The sequence below is a fragment of the Micromonospora sp. genome (assembly GCF_048594385.1).
Taxonomy (GTDB): domain Bacteria; phylum Actinomycetota; class Actinomycetes; order Mycobacteriales; family Micromonosporaceae; genus Micromonospora; species Micromonospora wenchangensis.
This window is the reverse complement of the sequence record NZ_JBMDWU010000275.1, coordinates 1-19,490: the sequence shown is the minus strand read 5'-3', so window position 1 is coordinate 19,490 and position 19,490 is coordinate 1. Positions and strand designations below refer to the sequence as shown.

Sequence of the window (19,490 nt, the reverse complement as noted above, 5' to 3'; positions counted from 1 at the left end):
CATCTGCGGAAACATACCCTTCACCGCACCGTCATTACATTGACATCCTTCATCATCCCGCTCTACGATCCCTTGCGAATCGATTCGCATGCGAAGCCCTCCCGGAGAGCGTCCCCACGCCCCACAAGGAGCCGCCGTGAACATCCCGTCCCACCGCCGGCCCGGACGAGCCCGCGCGATCACCACCCGCATCGCCGTCGGCCTGCTCGCCGTCGCCGCCACCGCCGTCGCCGCCACCCCGGCCCGGGCCGCCGACGAGTCGATCAGCGTCAACTTCGCCAGCGCCGACGGCACGCCGACCTACCGCGCCTCCGGCTGGATCTACGGCATGACCGAGAACGCCAGCGGCCCGGCCGACCACTTCTACCGGGACGTCAGGTTCCAGTACATGCGGGCCGGGGGCGCACAGCTGCCGGGCAGCGGTTGGGTCGGCGGAAACTACGACCGCCGGTGGAACTCCACCCTCGCCCAGGCCCGCCGGACCGCCGCCCTGGGCGGTCAGTTCATCATCCTGCCGCACGACCTGTGGGGCGCCGACGGCGCGGGGATCTCCCGCTTCCCCGGCGACAACGGCAACTGGACCGACTACGACAACTTCCTCACCCGGCTCATCGGCGACGTCCGGGCTGCCGGGCTGCGGGTGCAGTGGGACATCTGGAACGAACCCAACATCACCATCTTCTGGAACCGCCCGATCTCCCAGTACCTCGAACTGTGGCGACGCACCTACCAACGGCTGCGGGCGGAGTTCCCCGACCAGCTCATCGTCGGGCCGAGCTGCGCCTGCGTGCCGTCGACCAACCACGCGTTCTGGAACCAGTACCTGGACTTCGTCCGCTCCACCAACACGGTGCCGGACATCGTCAGCTGGCACTCGCTGCCCGGCGACCCGGTCGCCAACGTCGCCGCGGCCAACGCCACCCTCGACGCGCGCGGCATCCCCCACCCGCGGCCGTACCAGATCAACGAGTACGGCGCGTCCAACGAGCAGAACCCGGCGGACGGCGCCTGGTACGTCGCCCGGCTGGAGCGGGCCCGCGCGGACGGCCTGCGGGCGAACTGGGCCAGCGCCGGCAACCTGCACAACGACCTGGGCAACCTGCTGGTCCGCAACGCCGCCGGCCAGCACCAGCCCAAGGGCGAGTGGTGGGTCTACCGCTACTACGCCGCGCAGACCGGGCAGATCGTCGCGGTGACCCCCAGCCCGTCCTACGACGCCTTCGCCACCAGGACGACCGGGACGGCGAGGGTGCTGGTCGGCGGCGGTCGGACCACCGGCAACCTGACGGTCAACCTGCAACGGCTGGACGCCACCAGCGGCATCGTGCAGAACAACCAGGTGCGGGTGCTCACCCAGCGCATCCCGTACAACAACGGCGGTGCGGTGCAGGGGCCGGTCACGGTGTCGAACACCGTGGTCACGCTGACCAACAACGCCGCCTCGGTGACCCTGCCGTACGGCAACCAGAACGACACGTACACCGTCACCGTGCTGCCGCCCACGGAGACCGGCTTCACGTCGGTGGCGGTGGCCCAGCACTCCCAGCAGTGCCTGGACAACACCGGCTCGGGCACCACCGACGGCAATCCCCAGCAGCAGTTCCCCTGCGAGGGTGGTGACCAGCAGGTGTGGAACTTCCGGCCGGTCGCCGGGGTGGCCGACACGTACACGGTGGTCAACCAGCAGAGCGGCAGGTGCCTGGACGTCAGCGGGGCGTCCACCGCCGACGGCGCGGCCGTCGACCAGTGGACCTGCCAGAACGGCCCCAACCAGCAGTTCACCCTGCGCCGGGTGACCTACGGGGGCAACGATCCGCACGACTACCAGCTCGTCGCCCGGCACAGCAACAAGTGCGTCGACGTCAACGGGGTCTCCACCGCCGCCCAGGCGCGGATCCTGCAGTGGACCTGCACGCCGGTCAGCCAGAGCAGCCCGCTGAACCAGACCTGGCGGCTCTGGGGCCGGTGACACCGCCGCCCCGCGCGACCGGGGCCGGACACACCCCCTCCAAATTGATTTACGTCACTGTATTGGGTGATCCTGGGAGGGCTGGCGAACCGATTCGCCGCCACCACCCGAGGGCGGGTCCACCCGGCCCACCCCGTCGACGCACCAAGGAGCCGCCCCGTGCGCACCCCGTCCCCGAACGGACCGGTCCCCGGTCCCGTCCCCCGGTCCCGCCGCCGACACCGGCTGACCCTGTTGGTCGGCGCGCTGGCCGGCCTCCTCGTCATCGCCGGGGCCACGCCCGGCCTCACCTCGCCGGCCGCCGAGGCCGCCGCCGCGGCGATGGCCGCCATCGAGCCGGGACAGAGCACCCGGATCGTCGGCACCGCCTCCGGGCGCTGCCTCGAGGTCCCCAACTCCAGCACCACCAACGGCACCCAGACGCAACTGTGGGACTGCCAGGGTGGGGCCAACCAGACCTGGACCTGGACGGCCAGCCGCCAGCTCACCGTGTACGGCAACAAGTGCCTGGACGCCAACGGCCGGGGCACCACCGCCGGCACGGCGGCGATCATCTGGGACTGCAACGGCCAGACCAACCAGCAGTGGAACGTCAACGCCAACGGCACCATCGTCGGCGTGCAGTCCGGCCTGTGCCTGGACGCCAACGGCAACGGCACCGCCAACGGCACCAAGATCCTGCTGTGGACCTGCAACGGTCAGGCCAACCAGCAGTGGACCTCGCCGAGCACCCCGCCCACCACCGCCCCGCCGACCACGCCGCCGCCGACCACTCCCCCGCCCGCCGGCGCCCTGCCGTGCGACATCTACGCCGCCGGCGGCACCCCGTGCGTGGCCGCGCACAGCACCACCCGGGCGCTCTACGCCGCCTACACCGGCAACCTCTACCAGGTACGCCGCTCCTCGGACAACACGACCCGCAACATCGGGCTGACCGGCACCGGCGGCACCGCCAACGCCGCCACGCAGGACTCGTTCTGCACCGGCACCACCTGCGTGGTGACCGTCGTGTTCGACCAGTCCGGTCGCGGCAACGACCTGTGGTACCAGGGCTCCAGCGTGGTGCCCGGGTCGCCGCAGAGCCGGCCGGCGGTGGCGACCTCGGAGTCGCTCACGGTGGGCGGTGCCAAGGCGTACTCGCTCTACATCAACCCGGGCAACAGCTACTGGCGCGACGGTCACCTGACCGGGGTGCCGACCGGCGCCGCGCCCGAGGGCATGTACATGGTCACCAGCGGCACCCACGTCAACAACGGCTGCTGCTTCGACTACGGCAACAGCGAGACCACCCGTAAGGCCGACGCCGCCGGCGCGATGGACGCGATCAACTTCAGCAAGCAGTGCTGGTTCGGCGGCTGCTCCGGCTCCGGCCCGTGGGTGCAGGCCGACCTGGAGTGGGGCCTGTTCCCCGGCGGCAGCAGCTCCTGGAACCCGAACCAGCGGGCCTTCACCAGCAAGTTCGTCACCGCCACCCTGAAGAACAACGGCACCTCGCGCTTCGCCATCAAGGGCAGCGACGCCCAGTCCGGCAGCCTCTACACCGTCTACGACGGCTCGCTGCCGCCGGGCTACAGCCCGATGAAGAAGCAGGGCGCGATCATCCTGGGCAGCGGCGGGGACTGCTGCAAGCCCGACGGCGGCGCGAACCTCAGCGCCGGCACCTTCTACGAGGGGGCGATGGTCGCCGGCTACCCCTCGGACGCCACCGAGAACGCGGTGCAGGCCAACATCACCGCCGCCGGCTACCGCTGATCGACCACACGTCGTCGTCGCGCCGGTCACCGTCCACGGCGGCCGGCGCGGCGGCCGTCGACGTCGGACGCCCGTCCGGCGCTACCCGGCCGGCGCGCCGAGGCGGTGGTCCAGGGCGGTGTGCCGGCGGCCCGCGCCGACGGTACGCACGGCGGCGGACAGCGCCCGGCGAGAACCGACCAGAACGACGAGTTGCCGGGCCCGGGTGACGGCGGTGTAGAGCAGGTTGCGTTGCAGCATCATCCAGGCGCTGGTGGTCAGGGGTACGACCACCGCCGGGTACTCCGAGCCCTGCGAGCGGTGGATGGTCATCGCGTAGGCGTGGGCCAACTCGTCCAGCTCGTCGAACTCGTAGTCGAGGTTCTCGTCCTCGTCGGTGCGGACGGTGAGGGTCTGTTCCTCGGGGGTGATGGCGGTGACGATGCCGAGGGTGCCGTTGAAGACGCCAGCCTGGCCCTTGTCGTAGTTGTTGCGGATCTGGGTGACCTTGTCGCCGATGCGGAACACCCGCCCGCCCATCCGCCGCTCGGGTTGCCCCTCGCGGTGCGGGGTGAGCCGCTGCTGCAGCAGGGTGTTCAGGGCGGCGGCACCGGCCGGTCCCCGGTGCATGGGGGCGAGGACCTGCACGTCGCGGCGCGGGTCGAGACCGAACCGGGTGGGGATCCGGGTGCAGGCGACGTCGACGGTCAGCGCGGCGGTGGCCTCGGTGTCCTCGCAGGCGAACAGGAAGAAGTCCGGCAGGCCGTCGAGCAGGGGTGGCCGGCCGGCGTTGATCCGGTGCGCGTTGGTGATCACGCCCGACTGGGCGGCCTGACGGAACACCCGGGTCAGCCGCACCCGGGGGATGGCCGGCGCGGTGAGCAGGTCACGCAGCACCTCCCCGGCACCGACGCTGGGCAACTGGTCGACGTCGCCCACCAGGAGCAGGTGCGCCCCCGGCGGCACCGCCTTGACAAGCTTGTTGGCCAGGATCAGGTCGAGCATGGACGCCTCGTCGACGACGAGCAGGTCGACGTCGAGGGGATTGTCCCGGTCGTGCACGGCCTCCCCGCCGGGACGCAGTTGCAGCAGCCGGTGCACGGTGGCGGCGGGGTGCCCGGTCAGCTCCGACAGCCGTTTCGCGGCCCGCCCGGTCGGCGCGACCAGGGTGATCCGGGCCTTCTTCGCGGCGGCCAGCGCGACGATGGACCGTACGGTGAAGCTCTTGCCGCAGCCCGGCCCGCCGGTGAGCACCGCCACCTTCGCCGTCAACGCCAGCCGGACGGCGTGCTCCTGCTCGGGGGCGAGGTCGTTGCCGGTGACCGCCCGCAGCCAGGCCAGCGCCCGGGGCCAGTCGACGTCGGTGAAGTGGGGCAACCGGTCGGCCCGGTCGTGCAGCAACCGCAGCAGGGAGCCGGCCAGCGACTGCTCGGCACGGTGGAACGGCACCAGGTAGACCGCCGGCACCGGCTCGCCGTCGTCGCCGGGCAGGAACTCCCGGACCACGCCCTCCTCGGCGATCAGGTCGTCCAGGCAGCGGGTGACGAGATCACCGGGGACGTCGAGGATCTTCGTGGCGTCGGCGACGAGCGCCGGGGCGGGCAGATAGCAGTGGCCCGAGTCGGTGGCCTCGGACAGGGTGTACCGCAGGCCCGCCATCACCCGCTGCGGGCTGTCGTGCGGGATGCCCACCGCCTGGGCGATGGTGTCGGCGGTCTTGAAGCCGATGCCCCACACGTCGGCCGCCAGCCGGTACGGCTCCTTCGTCACCACCTCGATCGAGGCGTCGGCGTACTGCTTGAAGATGCGCACCGCGAGCGACGTGGACACCCCGACGCCCTGCAGGAAGACCATCACCTCCTTGATGGCCTTCTGCTCCTCCCACGCGGCGGTGATCTTCGCGGTGCGTTTCGGCCCGAGCCCGGCGACCTCGACCAGCCGGGCGGGTTCCTCCTCGATGATCCGCAGGGTGTCCAGGCCGAAGTGCGCCACGATCCGCTCGGCGAACACCGGCCCGATGCCCTTGACCAGGCCGGAGCCGAGATAGCGGCGGATGCCCTGGATGGTCGCCGGCAGCACGGTGGTGTACGAGTCGACCTCGAACTGCCGGCCGTACTTCGGGTGCGACGACCAGCGTCCCGACAGCCGCAGACTCTCCCCGGGCTGCGCGCCCAGCAGCGCGCCGACCACGGTCAGCAGGTCGGAGCCCCGGTCGGTGGCGACCCGGGCGACGGTGTAGCCGGTCTCCTCGTTGACGTAGGTGAGCCGTTCGAGGACCGCGTCCAGGGTGGCGAACGGCGGGCGGGCGGGGGCGGTCACCCTCTCATCGTGCCGGGTGCCCGGCGCGCCCCGTCCACCGCCCGGACGCAGACCGGCGTCCTCCCCCGCCGGATGGGCGGGGAAGGACGCCGGGTGTCGCGGTGTGCCTGGTCAGCCGATGGTGAGGTTGCCGCCGGAGGCGGTCAGGGTGCTCTCCCGGGTCGACGCGCCGGTCCAGTCCGAGGAGAAGACCAACCGGTCACCGTCCCAGACGGTGATGCCGATCCCGTCGCGCCGGCCCGGCTCGCCCCGGTCGGTGGCGGTCACCCGCATGGTCAGTCCGGTGGCCACCGGGACCGGGTTCTGCGCGGTGGAGATGTCGTACAGGGTGACCTGGTAGCGCAGGTCGGCGACCGCTTCCCCGGCCACCGCGACACCGAACGACTCCAGCGCGGTGCTCTGGAACTTGTACCGCTTGCCGCCCGACTTGTAGCCGACCTTCGCGCTGCCGGCCAGCTTCTTGCCGTTGTTGATCCGGCCGTCCAGGGTCACCTCGATGCGCCGGTCGTCGTCGAGCGGGTAACCACCGGCGGTGGCCCCGCCCTTCAGGTAGCCCGAGCCGGCGACCGTCCGGCCGTACCCGCCGGCCACCGTGACGGTGGCCGTCGCACTGCCGGTGTACGCCCCCGACACCGTGGCGGTGACCGGGTGCGCGCCGTGCGGCAGTACGGCGCGGCAGCTGGCCGAGCCGTCGTCCGCCGCCGCGCCGAACGGCGTCGCGACCGCCGTGCAGAGGGTCTCGTCGCCCTCGGTGAAGGTCACCGTCGCGTTGCGGACGTCACCGCCGCCACCGAGGACGGTGGCCCGCAGCAGCACGCCGGTCGTGTCGGCGTCGTCCACCGGGGAGGCCAGGGTGTCACCGGTGTAGGTGACCGTGGCCGCGCGGACCTGGGTGATGGTGAGGTCGGCGTCGCTGAGGTCGAAGAAGACGTTGCCGACCGCCTCGATCTTCAGCCGGCCCCGGGCGGTGTCCACGTTCGGCAGGGTCACCGTCGCCGCCCCGGTGTTCGGCACGCTCTCGGCCAGCACGTGCGGGAAGGTCGCCCCGCCGTCGGTGGACAGCGAGATCTTCACCTCGCCCACGTTGACCGGCGCGGTGTCCGTACCGGCCACGTCCCAGGTGACGGGCATGGTGCCGCCGCCCAGGTGGGTCGCCGACGTCGCCTGCGAGGTGACCAGGAACGGGCCGGCCGTCGGGGCGAGGGTCAACGCCACGTCGGCGCTGCCGATGCCGCCGCCGCCCGGGTGGTGGTCCCGGCCGGTGAGCCGGAAGTGCAGGGTCCGGTCGTTGGTCACGCCGACCCAGTCGGCGGTGGGCAGGAACTCCGAGTAGCAGTCCACCGTCGCGGCGGGCACGTTGCTCGCCCCGCCGGTGGCCGGTGGGGCCGGCGCGGCCGGGCAGGCCCCGGTGGCCGCGTTGGTGTTGTTCGCCGCGATCTGGGCCAGGTCGGGGAAGTGCCGGGTCGGGTCGGTGGTCACCGCGTTCTCCCCCGGCGAGTGGTACTCCAGGGTGTCGGTCGGGCTGACCGCCGCCGCCTCGCCGAACTGGCGGAACAGCGGCCCGTTGGTCTTGGTGTTGTTGACCAGCGCGGTGCCGGTGCTGCCGCCCCGGTCGTTCTGCTCCCACAGGTAGCTGACGGTGTCCCCGTCGGCGTCGGTGGCGCTACCGGTCAGCGCGAACGGGGTCCGCGCCGGGATGGTGTGCGCCGCCGCCGGCACGGTGACCACGGGGGCCCGGTTGCCGGTCTGCGCGGTCTGGAAACCGTTGTTGCCGGCCGCGCCGCCCCGGGCGGTCTCACCGACGAAACCGGACGCGCCCACGACGCCTGTCAGTTCGAGCGCCGGCACGTCGACCCCGGCCAGCGACCCACCGTTGAAGGTGACCTGGAAGCCGGTGTCGTTCGGTGCGCCGAGCCCGCCGAAGGCCGTCACGCTGACGGTGGCCCCGGCCGGCCAACCGGCGATCGCCTCGATCGCCGCCCTGATCCCGGCCGCGGTGTAGTTGCCGCCGCGCACCACCGGCACGGACGACTGCCCCGCGTAGCTGATGCTGAACGCGTCACCGTCGGTGTCGAAGCCGGACAGCGAGACGGTCTGCACCTCGTTGAGCGCCGGGCGGGTGCCGGAGACGAACGTGCTGATCTCGGTGTAGCTGCGCTGCGACCAGTACGGGTCGCTGTGCGGCTGGAGGTTGTCCTGCTGGCAGATGCCCGCGTACGCCATGATCGACGAGCCGCTGCCCGGCTCGTAGGAGTTGGCGGCGCTGCGGTTGCTGCCGGAGCAGTTGTACTGGGTGCCGTTGAAGGTGTGGTTGCCGGCGAACTGGTGGCCGATCTCGTGCGCCACGTAGTCCACTGCGTAAAAGTCACCGACCGGGGTGGGCAGGCCCGTGCAGCCGCGCGCCTTGCCGTCCAGGCCGACCACGCCGAGGCCGGCGACGCCGCCACCGGGCAGGCCCAGGCCGATGTGCCCGACGTCGTAGTTGCCCGCGCCGACGAGCTGGCCGAGCACGATCCGGTTGCGGTTGAGCAGCGAGCTGGTGCACGACGAGATCTGTGTCGGGGTGTAGCAGGCCGCCGCGCCGCACGGCCCGTTCGCCTCGGTGGCCTGGGCGGCGGTGTTCAGGTTGGTCTTGTCGGTGTCGTTGACCAGCACCAACCGGATCGCCGTCTCGTCCTCGTAGATCTGGGTGACCCGGTTGATCAGGGTCACCTTCGCCGCGGTGACGTTCTCCGCACCGAAGAAGGTGGCGTACGACGGGTCGGTGACCAGGGCCAGCAGGTAGGTGCGCAGGGTGACCGGCGCGCCCGCCGGGTCGTCCGCGGCCACCTCCGGCGACAGCGCCCCGGCCGCCGCCGCGACGTCCTCCCGCTCCACCATCGCCGGGTCGGTGTCGATCAGGTCACGGGCGTAGTAGCTGGCGTAGACGCTCTGGTCGCCGTGGTAGTACGGGTCGAGGTACCAACTGCCGCCGGTCGACCGGACCGAGGCGTGGAAGCCCAGCGGGGTCAGGTCAGCGCGGATGGTCGCCGTCGGGTCGTCCAGGCCCCGGCCGACGTACGTGCTGATCTCGGGGTGCCGGGCGGCGAGCCCCGGCTCCATCACCGGCGAGTCGACCAGGCTGAACCGCTGGAAGCCCCCGGTGGGGGTGGGCAGCGCGACGGTCAGCGCGGGCTGCGACCGTCGGGCCGTGCCGGCCCGCTCGGCCGGGGCGTCGGCCAGGGTGTCGGCCAACGCGGCCCGGTCGAGGGTGTACGCGGCGAACCGCTCGGCGCGGATGTCGGGGGTACGCCCGTCGCGGGCGTTCACCGACGGCTCGCTCGGCAGCTGCCGCCAGGGGCCGGAGTCGGCCGGCGCAGCGACCGCCGCGGTGCCGCCGGTCAGCGGCAGCACGGTGGCGACCAGCACCGCGGCGCACAGCCCGGCCAGTCGGCGGCGGCCGCGACCAGCGGGATCGGGGGGTGGAACCGTCATCGAGTGGGCCTCACTTCACCAGGTATGGGGAACGGGCCGGATGGCGTGGCGTTCGTGGGCCACGCCGGGCTGTCCCGGGAAGCCCACGCTATGACGGGTCCCCTGTCGACAGACATCATCCGTAAAGTCGACGCGGTGGCACGGCGCGGCGGTGTAAATGCTCCCCAGTGGACCGTGTGGCACACGCCGGGCAGGCCCGAACGGGCCGCCGGATGGGGCGGTCGCGGACCAGGTGCCGGGGTCAGCCGGCTGGTCGATCGCCCCGGATGCGGGCGTGCAGGTGCATGTCGTGCCGACCGTCGGCGTGCACGGCGTCGCTGCGCTTGGTGCCCTCCAGCCGGAACCCGGCGCGCAGCGCGGTCCGGCAGGAGGCGACGTTGCGGGTCGAGTGGTCCAGGTGCAGCCGGTGGAAGCCTGCCTCGTCCAACGCCCACCCGCCCAGCGCCGTCAACGCCCGGGAGGCCACCCCCGCCCGGCGGGCGGCGGGAAGCACCCAGTACGCGCACCCGGCGACGCCGTCATCGAGATCCATGCCGGTCAGGGCGATCCGGCCGAGCACCTCGACGCCGTCGCGGGTCACCGCCCAACTGGCACCGGTCTCCCGCGCCCAGGCCTGCTGGTACTCCACGAACCACTCCCGGACCTGACTCTCGGAGGCCGGATGACGGGTGTGCCAGTGCCGGATCTCCGGATCCCGGTAGGCGGCCAGGAACACCCGGGCGTCGGCCGGCTCCCACGCACGCAGGACCAGACCCCCCGGCGCGGCGAGGGTCGGCTGCGCACCGGCGGCGAGGGCCCCGGCAGGGATGGCCGGTGGCGTGGAGAGAGGGACCCGCACGCCTCATCCTCCCCCGGTGCCGTGGGCCGGTGTCAAACTCCGCTCGGGTCGACGTCGACGTCGACCCGGGCGAGGCCCCGGTGGGCGGCGAGGCGTTCCGCCTGCGCGACGATGCCGTCGTGGACGGCGGCGGACAGCTTCCGCCACGGCTGGACGGCGAGCGTCAACGCCCGGCCGGCCTTACGGGGCCGCCAGGTGCCGACGATCTCACCGCCGGCCAGGACGGCCCCGGGGCGGCCCAGCACCGGCCACAATTGCTTGGCGTGAGCCGCGTCCGGCACCAGGGTCGCCCGGTCCCGCGCCTGCAGGAACAGGTCGAACGGGCCGAGCAGGCGCACGGCCGTGGTGTCGGCGGCGCCGGTGAGCGCCGGCTCGTCGGCGGCGAGCAGCGAACGGGCCTCCCCGTCGACCCGTACCTCGACCACGTCCTGCGGCCAGCGGGCCCGCACCTCCCTGACCGGGGCGTCGAGGTAGTCGGCGACCTGCTTGGGGGTGGCCGGGCCGAGCAGCCGCAGGTAGGCGCGGACCAGGTCGAACCGGTCGCCGGGCGGCGCGGCCCGGGTGAACCCGGGGATGCGGTGCAGGACCGGTGGCGAGGTGCCGGGGCGCAGCTCCAGCCCGGCCCGCACGGCCGCCAGCCGGAACGGCATCTCGTAGAGGTGGGTGGCGGCGCACGGACGGCAGAACCGCAGGTAGGGCTCGGGCAGCAGCTCGGCCAGCCGCCCCGAGACGTCGCCCTTGACCGTCGGAATGGTGACCACCGCCCGCATCCGCGCCGCCACCTCGTCGAGGGCGGCCAGGTTGCCGATGCCGGCGGCCTTCAGCGGCCGGGCCGCGTCGTAGATGCGTTTACCCGCGTCCGCGTCGGAGTACGGCGCGACCGCCCCCGCCACCTCGGCCACGTCGGCGCGACGGTAGAGATGCGGCGCGCCGCGAACGGTCCAGAGCAGGATCAGGTCGTCCGCGACCGGTGTCGGCACCTCGACCCCGCGCAGCGCCAGGGCCCACCGGCCGCCGTCGGGGCCGGTGTCCTGCACCCCGATGTCGAGTACGGCGGTGTCCGCCGGGGTGCCCTCGACCCGGTCGAGCTGCTGCGCCCCGACCCGGAACTGCATCACCTGACGGCGGTCGATCATCCGACCAGCCTAGGTGCCACCCCCGACAACGCCTGTCCGGAGCTTCGACCGGGAACATCGTTCTTGGTGATCACGATCCGCACGGCAGCTCCACCTCCAGTCTCGTCGGTCCGCCCGGTGGGCTGGTCAGCGTCATCCGGCCGTCGTACGCCCCGACCCGCCGACGGATGCCGGTCAGCCCCGAGCCGCCGCCCTCGTCGGCGTCGCCGCGCCCGTCGTCGGTGACGGTCACCAGCAGCCGGTCCTGCTCGCGGCGGACGGTCACGTCGACCCGGCCGGCGCCGCTGTGCCGGACCACGTTGGTCAACGCCTCCGCCACCACGAAGTAGGCGGTCGCCTCCACCGAGACGGCGCAGCGTACCGGCACGTCGACGGTGAGCTGGCAGGGCACCGCGCAGCCGCCGGCCAGGCCGGCCAGGGCACCGGTGAGGCCCCGGTCGTCCAGCACGGGCGGCAGGATGCCCCGCACCACCGTACGCAGTTCGCCGAGCGCCTGTTCCGCCGCGTCCTGCGCCTGCCCGAGGATCTCGTCGGCCCGGGCCGGGTCCCGCCGCACCGCCCGGCGGGCCGCCCCCAGCAGCACGCTGACCGCGACCAGCCGGTTCTGGGTGCCGTCGTGCAGGGAGCGTTCGATGCGGCGCAGTTCGACCGCGTGGGCGTCGAGCGCCGCGGCCCGGGTGGCGGTCAGCTCGGCGACCCGCAGCGACAGGTCGAAGCCCGGCGGCGGGGGCAGCAGCCACCGGCCCGGCCGGGCCTGGAGGCGGGCCAGCGCCGGACCGAACGCGACCGTGGCGGCCAGCCAGCCGAGACCGAGCAGTCCGACCAGCAGCGCCTCGGTCAGCCCGTCGACGCGCCACCAGACGATCCCCGGCGCGCCGGCCCCGGGCGGCAGCAGCCGGTACCACAGCGGGAACGTGAGGTCCTGCACGGCGTAGAGCGGCAGGGCCAGGCCGAGCAGTCCGCCGATCAGGCCGGTGACCGCGTGCAGGGCGACCCAGCCGAGTTCCCGGCGGACGAACGGGTCGCGCACCGCCACCCGCAGCTCGGCCGGCACCGGGCCCGGGGCGGGGATCGTCGCGCCCCAGCGGGACAGCCTGGCCCGCTCCCGGTCGGCCACGGCGCGTACCGCCCGCAGCGCGCCGGGTGCCGCCGGCAGCCCCACCCAGACCAGGCAGGCCGCCGCGACGAACACCGCCCAGAGCAGCGCGGCCAACGCCACCAGTGCGGTGCCGAGGCCACCGACCAGGTGTTCGAGGGCGTCGACCGAGGCGCGGACCCGGTCCCGCAGGTGTGTCATCGCAAGACCTCCCGCGCCAACATAGGCCACCGGGCGGCCGGCCCGGCACCGTCGGTGCGGAAAGTAGCGCCTGCTGTACCAGCGCCGGTCGTGCTGGCGGGATCGTGTCCGACCCACCGTCGCGCCTAGCGTCGAACTGGTCGAACACCCGCCACCGAGGAGGCAGCCATGACCGATCCGTACCGCGTCGCCGACGCCCCGGCCGACCCGACGCACCCGGCGACCGACCGGCTCCGCCCACTGCTGTGGGTGGTGCTGGTCGTCAGCCTCGCCGCCAACGCGGCGCTGACCACCGTGCTGGACAACCAGTGGGCCGGCTCCGCCTGCGGCCTGCTGGCGGTGCTCTGCGCCGGGACGCTGGTCGCCCGGCACCGCCGCGCCCGGTGACCGACGCCCGGGACGCGGGGCCGGCGGTGGGCCGGGCCGGAGCCCGCCCCCGGCCGGCGTTCAGCGGCCGTCGGGGGCGGTACGCAGGGTAAGCAGGTAGCGCGCGGTGAGCGCGACGGCCCGGTCCTCGTCCCCGGTCAGCCCGGCCAGGGCCCGGGACGTCGTGTCCCCCGGGATGCCCGCGAGCGCCTGGGTCAGCCGGCCGCGCGCCGACGCCCCGGTGTCGCCCCCGGTGAGCAGCTCGATCAGGCCGGCGGCGATCCGGTCAGCCGTGGCGGGATCGGTCGCCAGCACGCTGAGCGCGTCGGCGGCGTCGACGTCGTTCACCTCGGCGACGATCATGTCGATGAGCGTCGGCACGGCGGCGGGCTCGCCACGACTGCCGAGCGCCAGCGCCGCGCACCTGCCGACCACGGGGTCCGGATGGCGCAGAGCGTCGCGGAGCAGCGCGGTGGCGTCCCCACCCGGGATCTCGACGACGGCCCGGACGGCACGTTCCCGCACCTCGGCCGCGGATGCGTCGAGCCCCTTTGCCAGCAGGGGCAGGGCGTCGACGCCCGCGTGGGCGAGCGCCCAACGCAGCGCCCCGGCGACGTTCGGGTCGGCCTCGTCCAGCGCCGCCGCGACCAGCGCCTCCACCGGCACCGGCACCTCACCGACCGAGGCCAGCGCCGCGCGCTGACGCTGGTCCGCGCGGGGTGAGGCCAGGTCCCGCAGGAGCGCGACCACCTGCAGCACGTCCTGCCAGTCGGCGGGCCCCGCGGCGTCGATCCGCCGGAGGCGGGTGAGCAGCTCCCGCTCCGCGGCGATCCGCGCCCGCGTCTGCCGGATGAGGTCGTCGACGAGTTCCGCAGGGGTGAAGGCGGGGTCGTCGAGCGCCCGTCCCACCGCCCGCAGCGACAACCCCAGCGACCGCAGGCTCTCGATGTGGAAGATCCGTCGAAGGTCCGCGTCGGAGTAGTCGCGGTAGCCGACGCCGGTACGACCGGTCGGTCGGAGCAGTCCGAGCGACTCGTAGTGTCTGAGCATCCGGACGCTGACACCGCAGCGCCGTGACACGTCACCGATCAGCACCGCCTCACCCCGGCCCGCCCGTCCCGCCGAGAGCCACGATGCGCGTCGCCTCCCTGAGGGAGAACTCGAACCCGGCGTCCGGGTCGCGCACCAGCCGCTGCGTGGCGGCGGCGTGCGCGCGTACCCGGGGGTCCGGGTGCGTCCCGGCGGTGTGCAGGACCGTCGTGCCGGCCTCGCCGAGGGTGGCCAACGCCCGGCTGAGGCTCAGCCACGTCGCCCGGTCACCCCGCCCGAGCTGGGTGGCCAGCACCTCGGCCAGTCCGGACTCCGCGCCGTCGGGCACCAGGGCGACCGCCGCCCGCCAGGCGCTGCGCGCCACCTCGTCGTCGGAATCGGTCAGCAGGGCCCGGGTGACCGCCGGCCAGGCCCGCCGGTCCCCGATCTTGGATAGCGTGTGCAACGCCTGGCTGCGGGCCTGTGCCCGGGTCGACCCCAGGGCGGCGACGAGCCGGGGCACCGTCGCCTCCGGCGGGTGACGGGTGAGCGCCCAGGTCAGCATCTCGCGGACGGCGAAGTCCGGTTCGGTCGCGCAGCGGGCCACGAGCGGGTCGACGAACGCCGGGTCGGGGCTGGTGCCGATCGCCAGCGCCGCCCGCAGCCGCACCGACGGGTCCCCACCCGCCAGCCCCCGCAGCGCCCGCGTCGTGTCCGCTTCCGCCCTGGTCATCCGGACCACCTCCCCGACGCAGTGTCGACCCTGACACCGTGTCAGGGTCAACCGGCGGCCCGCCGCGTCCGCCCGCCCCGGTGGGGTCACCGGGGGCGCAGGACGGCCGGTGCACCGAACCGGACCGGCACGCCGGGTGAGTACAGCACGCTGACCGGCGGGCCGGTCGGCGTCGGCAGCCCGGCGGCGGTGACCAGTTCGTCGTCCAGGTGCAGCAACTCGGCCCGGTGCAACGGCCACTGCGGATGCCAGTTCGGCACGTGCCGGGTGCGCCCGTACGCCCGGGTGTGCAGGCCCCACCGGGCGGTGAGGAAGTGCTCCACCGGGGTCGGCCGGCGGATCGGCGCACCCACCCGGACCACCATCCGGCTGGTCGTCCCGACCGGCCCCGGCCAGCGCCGACGACACCGGTAGCTGCGCAGGTCACCGTCGTGGTCCACCCGCATCGCCGACCACAGGTACGGCAGCCCCAGGGTGAGCCGGGCGACCAGCACCGGGATCAGCCGGGACGCGTCGAGGGAGCGGAACACCACGGCCCGCCGACCGGTGTGGTCGACCGAGTAGAGCCGCACGTTGGTCTCCCAGAACGTCCCCAGGTACGGCAGGGCCGGGCCCCGGCCGAAACCGAGGCCGACCATCCGGAAGCCGATCAGTCCGACGTAGGTGGTTCCGTCGAGGGTGTCCGGACGGGTGCCGGCCGGCAGCAGCGGCGCGACGAGTTCCGGGGCGACCGCCCAGTGCAGGAAGGTCAGGTCCGCCCAACGCTGGCGCAGCAGCGTACGGCGGAACGTCGGGGCGGGCGCGGGGGCGACGGGCTCGATCGGCACGTACCCATCCTGCTGCGCCGCCGCCAGCCGGTCAGGCGGTCGGCCTGTCGGGCCGTTCCCCCGGCGGTGAGGGACGCCGGATCCACCCGTCCAGGACAAGAGGGATCCTCCTGTCCAGGAAAAATGGCTTGCCCCATCGGCGGATGACACCAGCGGACGCCGCAGGCACCTCACCGCATGTTCACCCGCGACAGCCTGGGCATCGGACCGGTCCGGCGCGTCGATGTCCGACGGGGAACGGGCGGTCGGGGATGTCGGGTAGTTGACGCGGCGTAGTCGGGTGCCCGCTAGAGGCGGGTGCGGGGTGAGCGGAGGGTGACATCAGCCGACCCGCCACTGCGAGACGAGGTAGTCATGCCCGTCACCCCGACCTATCCCGGCGTGTACATCGAGGAAGTCGCGAGTTCCGTCCGCCCCGTGATCGGCGTGGCGACCGGGGTGACCGCCTTCGTCGGGTACGTGCGGACCGGACCGGAGCACCGTGCCGTCCGGGTCAACACCTTCGGCGAGTTCGAACGCCGGTTCGGCGGGGTCGACCGGGACTCCGAACTCAGCCTGGCCGTGCAACAGTTCTTCCGCAACGGCGGGGCCGCCGCCCTGGTGGTGCGGGTGCCCCGCGCCGACGCCCGGGCCGCCTCGGTGACCCTGCTGGACAAGGTCGGCGCCGGGGCGAAGTCCGCGCTGCTGCTGGACGCGACGAGCACCGGCGCGTGGGGCAGCGGACTGCTCGTCGACGTCGACCACGACGGCGTCACCGACGCCAAGTCGTTCAACCTCACCGTCACCGACACCGCCACCGGCGACACCGAACGGTTCACCGGGCTGTCCGCCGACCCGGCCGCCGCCGCGTACGCGGTGGCCCTGCTCAACGACCCGGACCGGGGTTCGGCGCTGGTCCGGGCGCGCGCCGGGGCCTCCGGGGCGGGCCGGCCGGTGCCCAGCGGCACGGTCGGCACCGCTCTCGGCACCCCCACCGTGGACGCCGCGAAGAACTACCGGCTCACCGTGCAGCCCGACCGGCCCACCAAGCCGGACCCGAACGACCCGGCCAAGACCGTGCCGGCGGTCGCCCCGGTGACCGTGACCGTGCTGGACAAGGGCGAGCGGTTACCGTCCTCCCCCGCCGGGGTGGCCGCGCTGCTGCAACGGAAGGTCAACACCGCGTTGGGCGCCGCCGACGGCGCGGCCGGCCTGCGGGTACGGGTGGTCCCCACCGCCGCCGGCGGGTTGCGCGTCCTCGGTGACGTCGACGCGGTGGTCGCCCCGGCGGCCCTCGACGCGGCCTTCACCGTCGCGGGCGTCTCCCCCTCCGGTGACGTCGCCGACGGCGCGGCCCTGCTGGGCCTGGCCGGGACGACCGCCAACGTCGGCCGGTTCAGCCCGCTCGGCGTCAAGCGGCTCGGTCAGGGCGACCTGGTCACCGGCTCCGACGGCACCACCCTGCCCGGCACCGGCGCGTTGGTCGGCAGCGAGGCCGCCTACACCGGCATCTACGCACTGCTCAAGACCGACCTGTTCAACCTGCTCTGCATCCCCGACGCCACCCGCGCCCGGCACGGCGACCCCGCCGCCATCGACAACGGGCTGGACCCGGAGGCCGTCTGGTCGGCCGCCTACGACCTCTGCGAGCGCCGCCGGGCGGTCCTGCTGGTCGACCCGCCGCCCGGGGTGGACGACCCGGACCGCGCCCTGGACTGGATCAACCAGCTCGGGGTCAAGGGCCCCAACGCGGTGGCCCACTTCCCCCGGCTGCGTATCCCCGACCCCACCGACGGCTTCCAGCCCCGCACCGTCGCCCCCGGCGGCACCCTCGCCGGCCTGTACGCCCGGCAGGACACCGAGCGGGGCGTGTGGAAGGCGCCGGCCGGCACCGAGGCGCAGCTGCGCGGGGTGACCAACCTGGTCTATCCGCTGACCGACGCCGAGAACGGGGTGCTCAACCCGTTGGGGCTCAACTGCCTGCGCACCTTCCCGGTTACCGGCACGGTCAACTGGGGGGCCCGCACCACAGCCGGCGCGGACGCGCTGGCCAGCCAGTGGAAGTACACGCCGGTGCGCCGGCTCGCCCTGTTCATCGAGGAGAGCGTCTACCGGGGCACCCAGTGGGCGGTCTTCGAGCCCAACGACGAACCGCTCTGGTCGCAGCTGCGGCTGAACCTGACGTCGTTCATGCAGGACCTGTTCCGCAAGGGCGCGTTCGCCGGGCGGACGCCCCGGGAGGCGTACCTGGTGCGGTGCGACGCGGAGACCACCACCGGCGACGACCGGGACCGCGGCGTGGTCAACGTGGTCGTCGGGTTCGCCCCGCTCAAACCCGCCGAGTTCGTCATCGTGCGGATCCAGCAGCTCGCCGGCCAGAGCCCGTCCTGAGAGGTGTGAGTCATGGTGCAGTTCGCGGTCAACCCGACGCGCTTCGACCCGTCCAAGAACTTCAAGTTCCGGGTGAAGTGGGACGGCCGCTACGTGGCCGGGGTCAGCAAGGTCAGCGCGTTGAAGCGGACCACCGAGGTGGTCAAGCACCGCGACGGCGGCAACCCGTCGACCAGTCACAAGTCGCCGGGGCGGACCGAGTTCGAGGCGGTCACCCTGGAACGGGGGCTGACCCACGACGCCGAGTTCGCCCAGTGGGCGGGCCGGATCTGGGCGCTGCACGCCGGGGCCGGCGCGGAGGTGTCCCTGGCCGACTTCCGCCGGGACATCACCATCGAGCTGCTCAACGAGGCCGGGCAGGTCGCCCAGTCGTACCGGCTGTTCCGCTGCTGGGTGTCGGAGTACCAGGCCCTGCCGGAGCTGGACGCCAACGCCAACGCGGTGGCGATCGAGCACCTCAAGCTGGAGAACGAGGGCTGGGAGCGAGACGAGGCGGTCACCGAACCGGCCGAGCCCCGGCTCGGGTCGTGACCGTCGCGGGCCCGCCGTCGACCGAGGTGGCGCTGGTCCACGCCTGGGACGACGCGCTCGGTCAGCCCGCGCCGCGCCGGGGGTTGCTGCTGCTCGGCCGGCCCGACGCCGACCGGCTGCCGGTGGGCGAGGTGACGGCGCTGCTGCTCACCACGGCCGGCGGCTGGACGGGCGGCCGGGTGGCGACCACGGTGGACTGTCCGGCCTGCCCCGAACAGCTGGAGGTGACCCTCACCGTCGCCGACCTGCTGGCCGCCGCGCCACAGCGGGCCGACCGGACCGCCGGCCCGTTCACCCTGCACTGGCGGGGGCACCGGCTCACCCTGCGGCTGCCCACCCCCGCCGACCTGGCCGGAGCGGCACGGGCCGGCGACGCGGCGGCGGCCGAGCGGTCGCTGCTCGACGCCTGCCTGCTCGACGCCGACCCAACGCTGACCGACCCGTCCGCCGCGCTGCCGGCGGTGTCCGCCGCGATGGCCGAACGTGACCCGCTCGGCGTCGTCGCGGTAGCCCTGACCTGTCCGGGCTGCGGCGGCGACACCGAGGCGCTGCTGGACGTGCCGGCCTGGGCGTGGCACGCCGCCGACGTCCGGGTGCGTCGGCTGCTCGACGAGGTGCACCGGCTGGCCCGTGCGTACGGCTGGTCCGAGGCGGAGGTGCTGGCGCTGGGTCCGCACCGCCGGGCGGCGTACCTGGAGCGGGTCCCGTGAGCGGCTACCTGGCCGCGCTGGCCGCCCTGGCCGTCGGGACCGCGCCCCGGCTGCGCCCCCGCCCCCTCGGCCGGTTCGAGCCACAGGAGCCGGAACCGGACGGCTTCCCGGCCGACGAGGCACAGTGGCCGGCCACCCCGCCGCCCGCCCGGCCGGCCGA

14 protein-coding genes are annotated in these 19,490 nt (G+C 73.8%); 6 read left to right on the top strand and 8 right to left on the bottom strand.

What is annotated here, in order from left to right; translation table 11 throughout:
- Positions 1–136 precede the first annotated feature (136 nt).
- Complete coding sequence (locus ACOJTC_RS14760; protein WP_420117294.1) at positions 137–1,969, top strand: RICIN domain-containing protein; 1,833 nt, start codon at positions 137–139, stop codon at positions 1,967–1,969.
- A gap of 159 nt (positions 1,970–2,128) precedes the next feature.
- Positions 2,129–3,721: an arabinofuranosidase catalytic domain-containing protein gene (locus ACOJTC_RS14755; RefSeq protein WP_420117293.1), complete on the top strand. Its 1,593-nt coding sequence runs from the start codon at positions 2,129–2,131 to the stop codon at positions 3,719–3,721.
- A gap of 81 nt (positions 3,722–3,802) precedes the next feature.
- On the opposite strand, the gene ACOJTC_RS14750 is transcribed toward ACOJTC_RS14755, so the two are convergent.
- From ACOJTC_RS14750 to ACOJTC_RS14730, 5 genes are all read right to left on the bottom strand, one after another.
- Positions 3,803–6,019, bottom strand: a complete 2,217-nt coding sequence (locus ACOJTC_RS14750; RefSeq protein WP_420117292.1) for an ATP-dependent RecD-like DNA helicase — start codon at positions 6,017–6,019, stop codon at positions 3,803–3,805.
- A 111-nt stretch (positions 6,020–6,130) separates the two neighbouring features.
- Positions 6,131–9,493 carry a M12 family metallo-peptidase gene (locus ACOJTC_RS14745; RefSeq protein WP_420117291.1) on the bottom strand — a complete coding sequence of 1,121 codons (3,363 nt, stop codon included), beginning with the start codon at positions 9,491–9,493 and terminating at the stop codon, positions 6,131–6,133.
- A gap of 241 nt (positions 9,494–9,734) precedes the next feature.
- Complete coding sequence (locus ACOJTC_RS14740) at positions 9,735–10,331, bottom strand: GNAT family N-acetyltransferase (protein WP_420117290.1); 597 nt, start codon at positions 10,329–10,331, stop codon at positions 9,735–9,737.
- Between the two features lie 32 nt (positions 10,332–10,363).
- A complete protein-coding gene (locus ACOJTC_RS14735; RefSeq protein ID WP_420117289.1) occupies positions 10,364–11,467 on the bottom strand; it encodes a winged helix DNA-binding domain-containing protein in 1,104 nt (367 codons plus the stop codon).
- A 70-nt stretch (positions 11,468–11,537) separates the two neighbouring features.
- Positions 11,538–12,764 carry a sensor histidine kinase gene (locus tag ACOJTC_RS14730; protein WP_420117288.1) on the bottom strand — a complete coding sequence of 409 codons (1,227 nt, stop codon included), beginning with the start codon at positions 12,762–12,764 and terminating at the stop codon, positions 11,538–11,540.
- 168 nt (positions 12,765–12,932) lie between these two features.
- Between ACOJTC_RS14730 and ACOJTC_RS14725 the strand changes: the two genes are divergently transcribed.
- Positions 12,933–13,151: a hypothetical protein gene (locus ACOJTC_RS14725; protein WP_204924325.1), complete on the top strand. Its 219-nt coding sequence runs from the start codon at positions 12,933–12,935 to the stop codon at positions 13,149–13,151.
- 60 nt (positions 13,152–13,211) lie between these two features.
- Here ACOJTC_RS14725 and ACOJTC_RS14720 read toward each other — a convergent pair whose 3' ends face one another.
- The 3 genes from ACOJTC_RS14720 to ACOJTC_RS14710 form a co-directional block, all read right to left on the bottom strand.
- Positions 13,212–14,225 (bottom strand): MerR family transcriptional regulator, encoded by a 1,014-nt coding sequence (locus ACOJTC_RS14720; protein ID WP_420117287.1) that lies wholly within the window; start codon positions 14,223–14,225, stop codon positions 13,212–13,214.
- Between the two features lie 4 nt (positions 14,226–14,229).
- Positions 14,230–14,892 carry a HEAT repeat domain-containing protein gene (locus tag ACOJTC_RS14715; RefSeq protein WP_420117286.1) on the bottom strand — a complete coding sequence of 221 codons (663 nt, stop codon included), beginning with the start codon at positions 14,890–14,892 and terminating at the stop codon, positions 14,230–14,232.
- Positions 14,893–14,978: 86 nt separating this feature from the next.
- Complete coding sequence (locus tag ACOJTC_RS14710) at positions 14,979–15,719, bottom strand: YqjF family protein (protein WP_420117285.1); 741 nt, start codon at positions 15,717–15,719, stop codon at positions 14,979–14,981.
- Between the two features lie 354 nt (positions 15,720–16,073).
- On the opposite strand from ACOJTC_RS14710, the gene ACOJTC_RS14705 reads away from it, so the two are divergent.
- From ACOJTC_RS14705 to ACOJTC_RS14695, 3 genes are read left to right on the top strand one after another with little or no spacing between them, the layout of a single operon-like run.
- Positions 16,074–18,089 (top strand): phage tail sheath family protein, encoded by a 2,016-nt coding sequence (locus ACOJTC_RS14705; RefSeq protein ID WP_420117284.1) that lies wholly within the window; start codon positions 16,074–16,076, stop codon positions 18,087–18,089.
- Between the two features lie 12 nt (positions 18,090–18,101).
- Positions 18,102–18,620 (top strand): phage tail protein, encoded by a 519-nt coding sequence (locus tag ACOJTC_RS14700; protein ID WP_420117283.1) that lies wholly within the window; start codon positions 18,102–18,104, stop codon positions 18,618–18,620.
- On the top strand, positions 18,617–19,330 hold the full coding sequence (locus tag ACOJTC_RS14695) for a hypothetical protein (RefSeq protein WP_420117282.1): 714 nt from the start codon (positions 18,617–18,619) through the stop codon (positions 19,328–19,330). Before ACOJTC_RS14700 ends, ACOJTC_RS14695 begins: the two co-directional genes overlap by 4 nt.
- The last annotated feature ends 160 nt before the right edge of the window (positions 19,331–19,490 follow it).

Excerpts from the sequence above, each read along its gene's own strand:
- ACOJTC_RS14745 (WP_420117291.1), bottom strand. The coding sequence starts at position 9,493 with ATGACGGTTCCACCCCCCGATCCCGCTGGTCGCGGCCGCCGCCGACTG.
- ACOJTC_RS14735 (WP_420117289.1), bottom strand. The coding sequence starts at position 11,467 with ATGATCGACCGCCGTCAGGTGATGCAGTTCCGGGTCGGGGCGCAGCAG.
- ACOJTC_RS14730 (WP_420117288.1), bottom strand. The coding sequence starts at position 12,764 with ATGACACACCTGCGGGACCGGGTCCGCGCCTCGGTCGACGCCCTCGAA.
- ACOJTC_RS14725 (WP_204924325.1), top strand. The coding sequence starts at position 12,933 with ATGACCGATCCGTACCGCGTCGCCGACGCCCCGGCCGACCCGACGCAC.
- ACOJTC_RS14715 (WP_420117286.1), bottom strand. The coding sequence starts at position 14,892 with ATGACCAGGGCGGAAGCGGACACGACGCGGGCGCTGCGGGGGCTGGCG.
- ACOJTC_RS14705 (WP_420117284.1), top strand. The coding sequence starts at position 16,074 with ATGCCCGTCACCCCGACCTATCCCGGCGTGTACATCGAGGAAGTCGCG.
- ACOJTC_RS14700 (WP_420117283.1), top strand. The coding sequence starts at position 18,102 with ATGGTGCAGTTCGCGGTCAACCCGACGCGCTTCGACCCGTCCAAGAAC.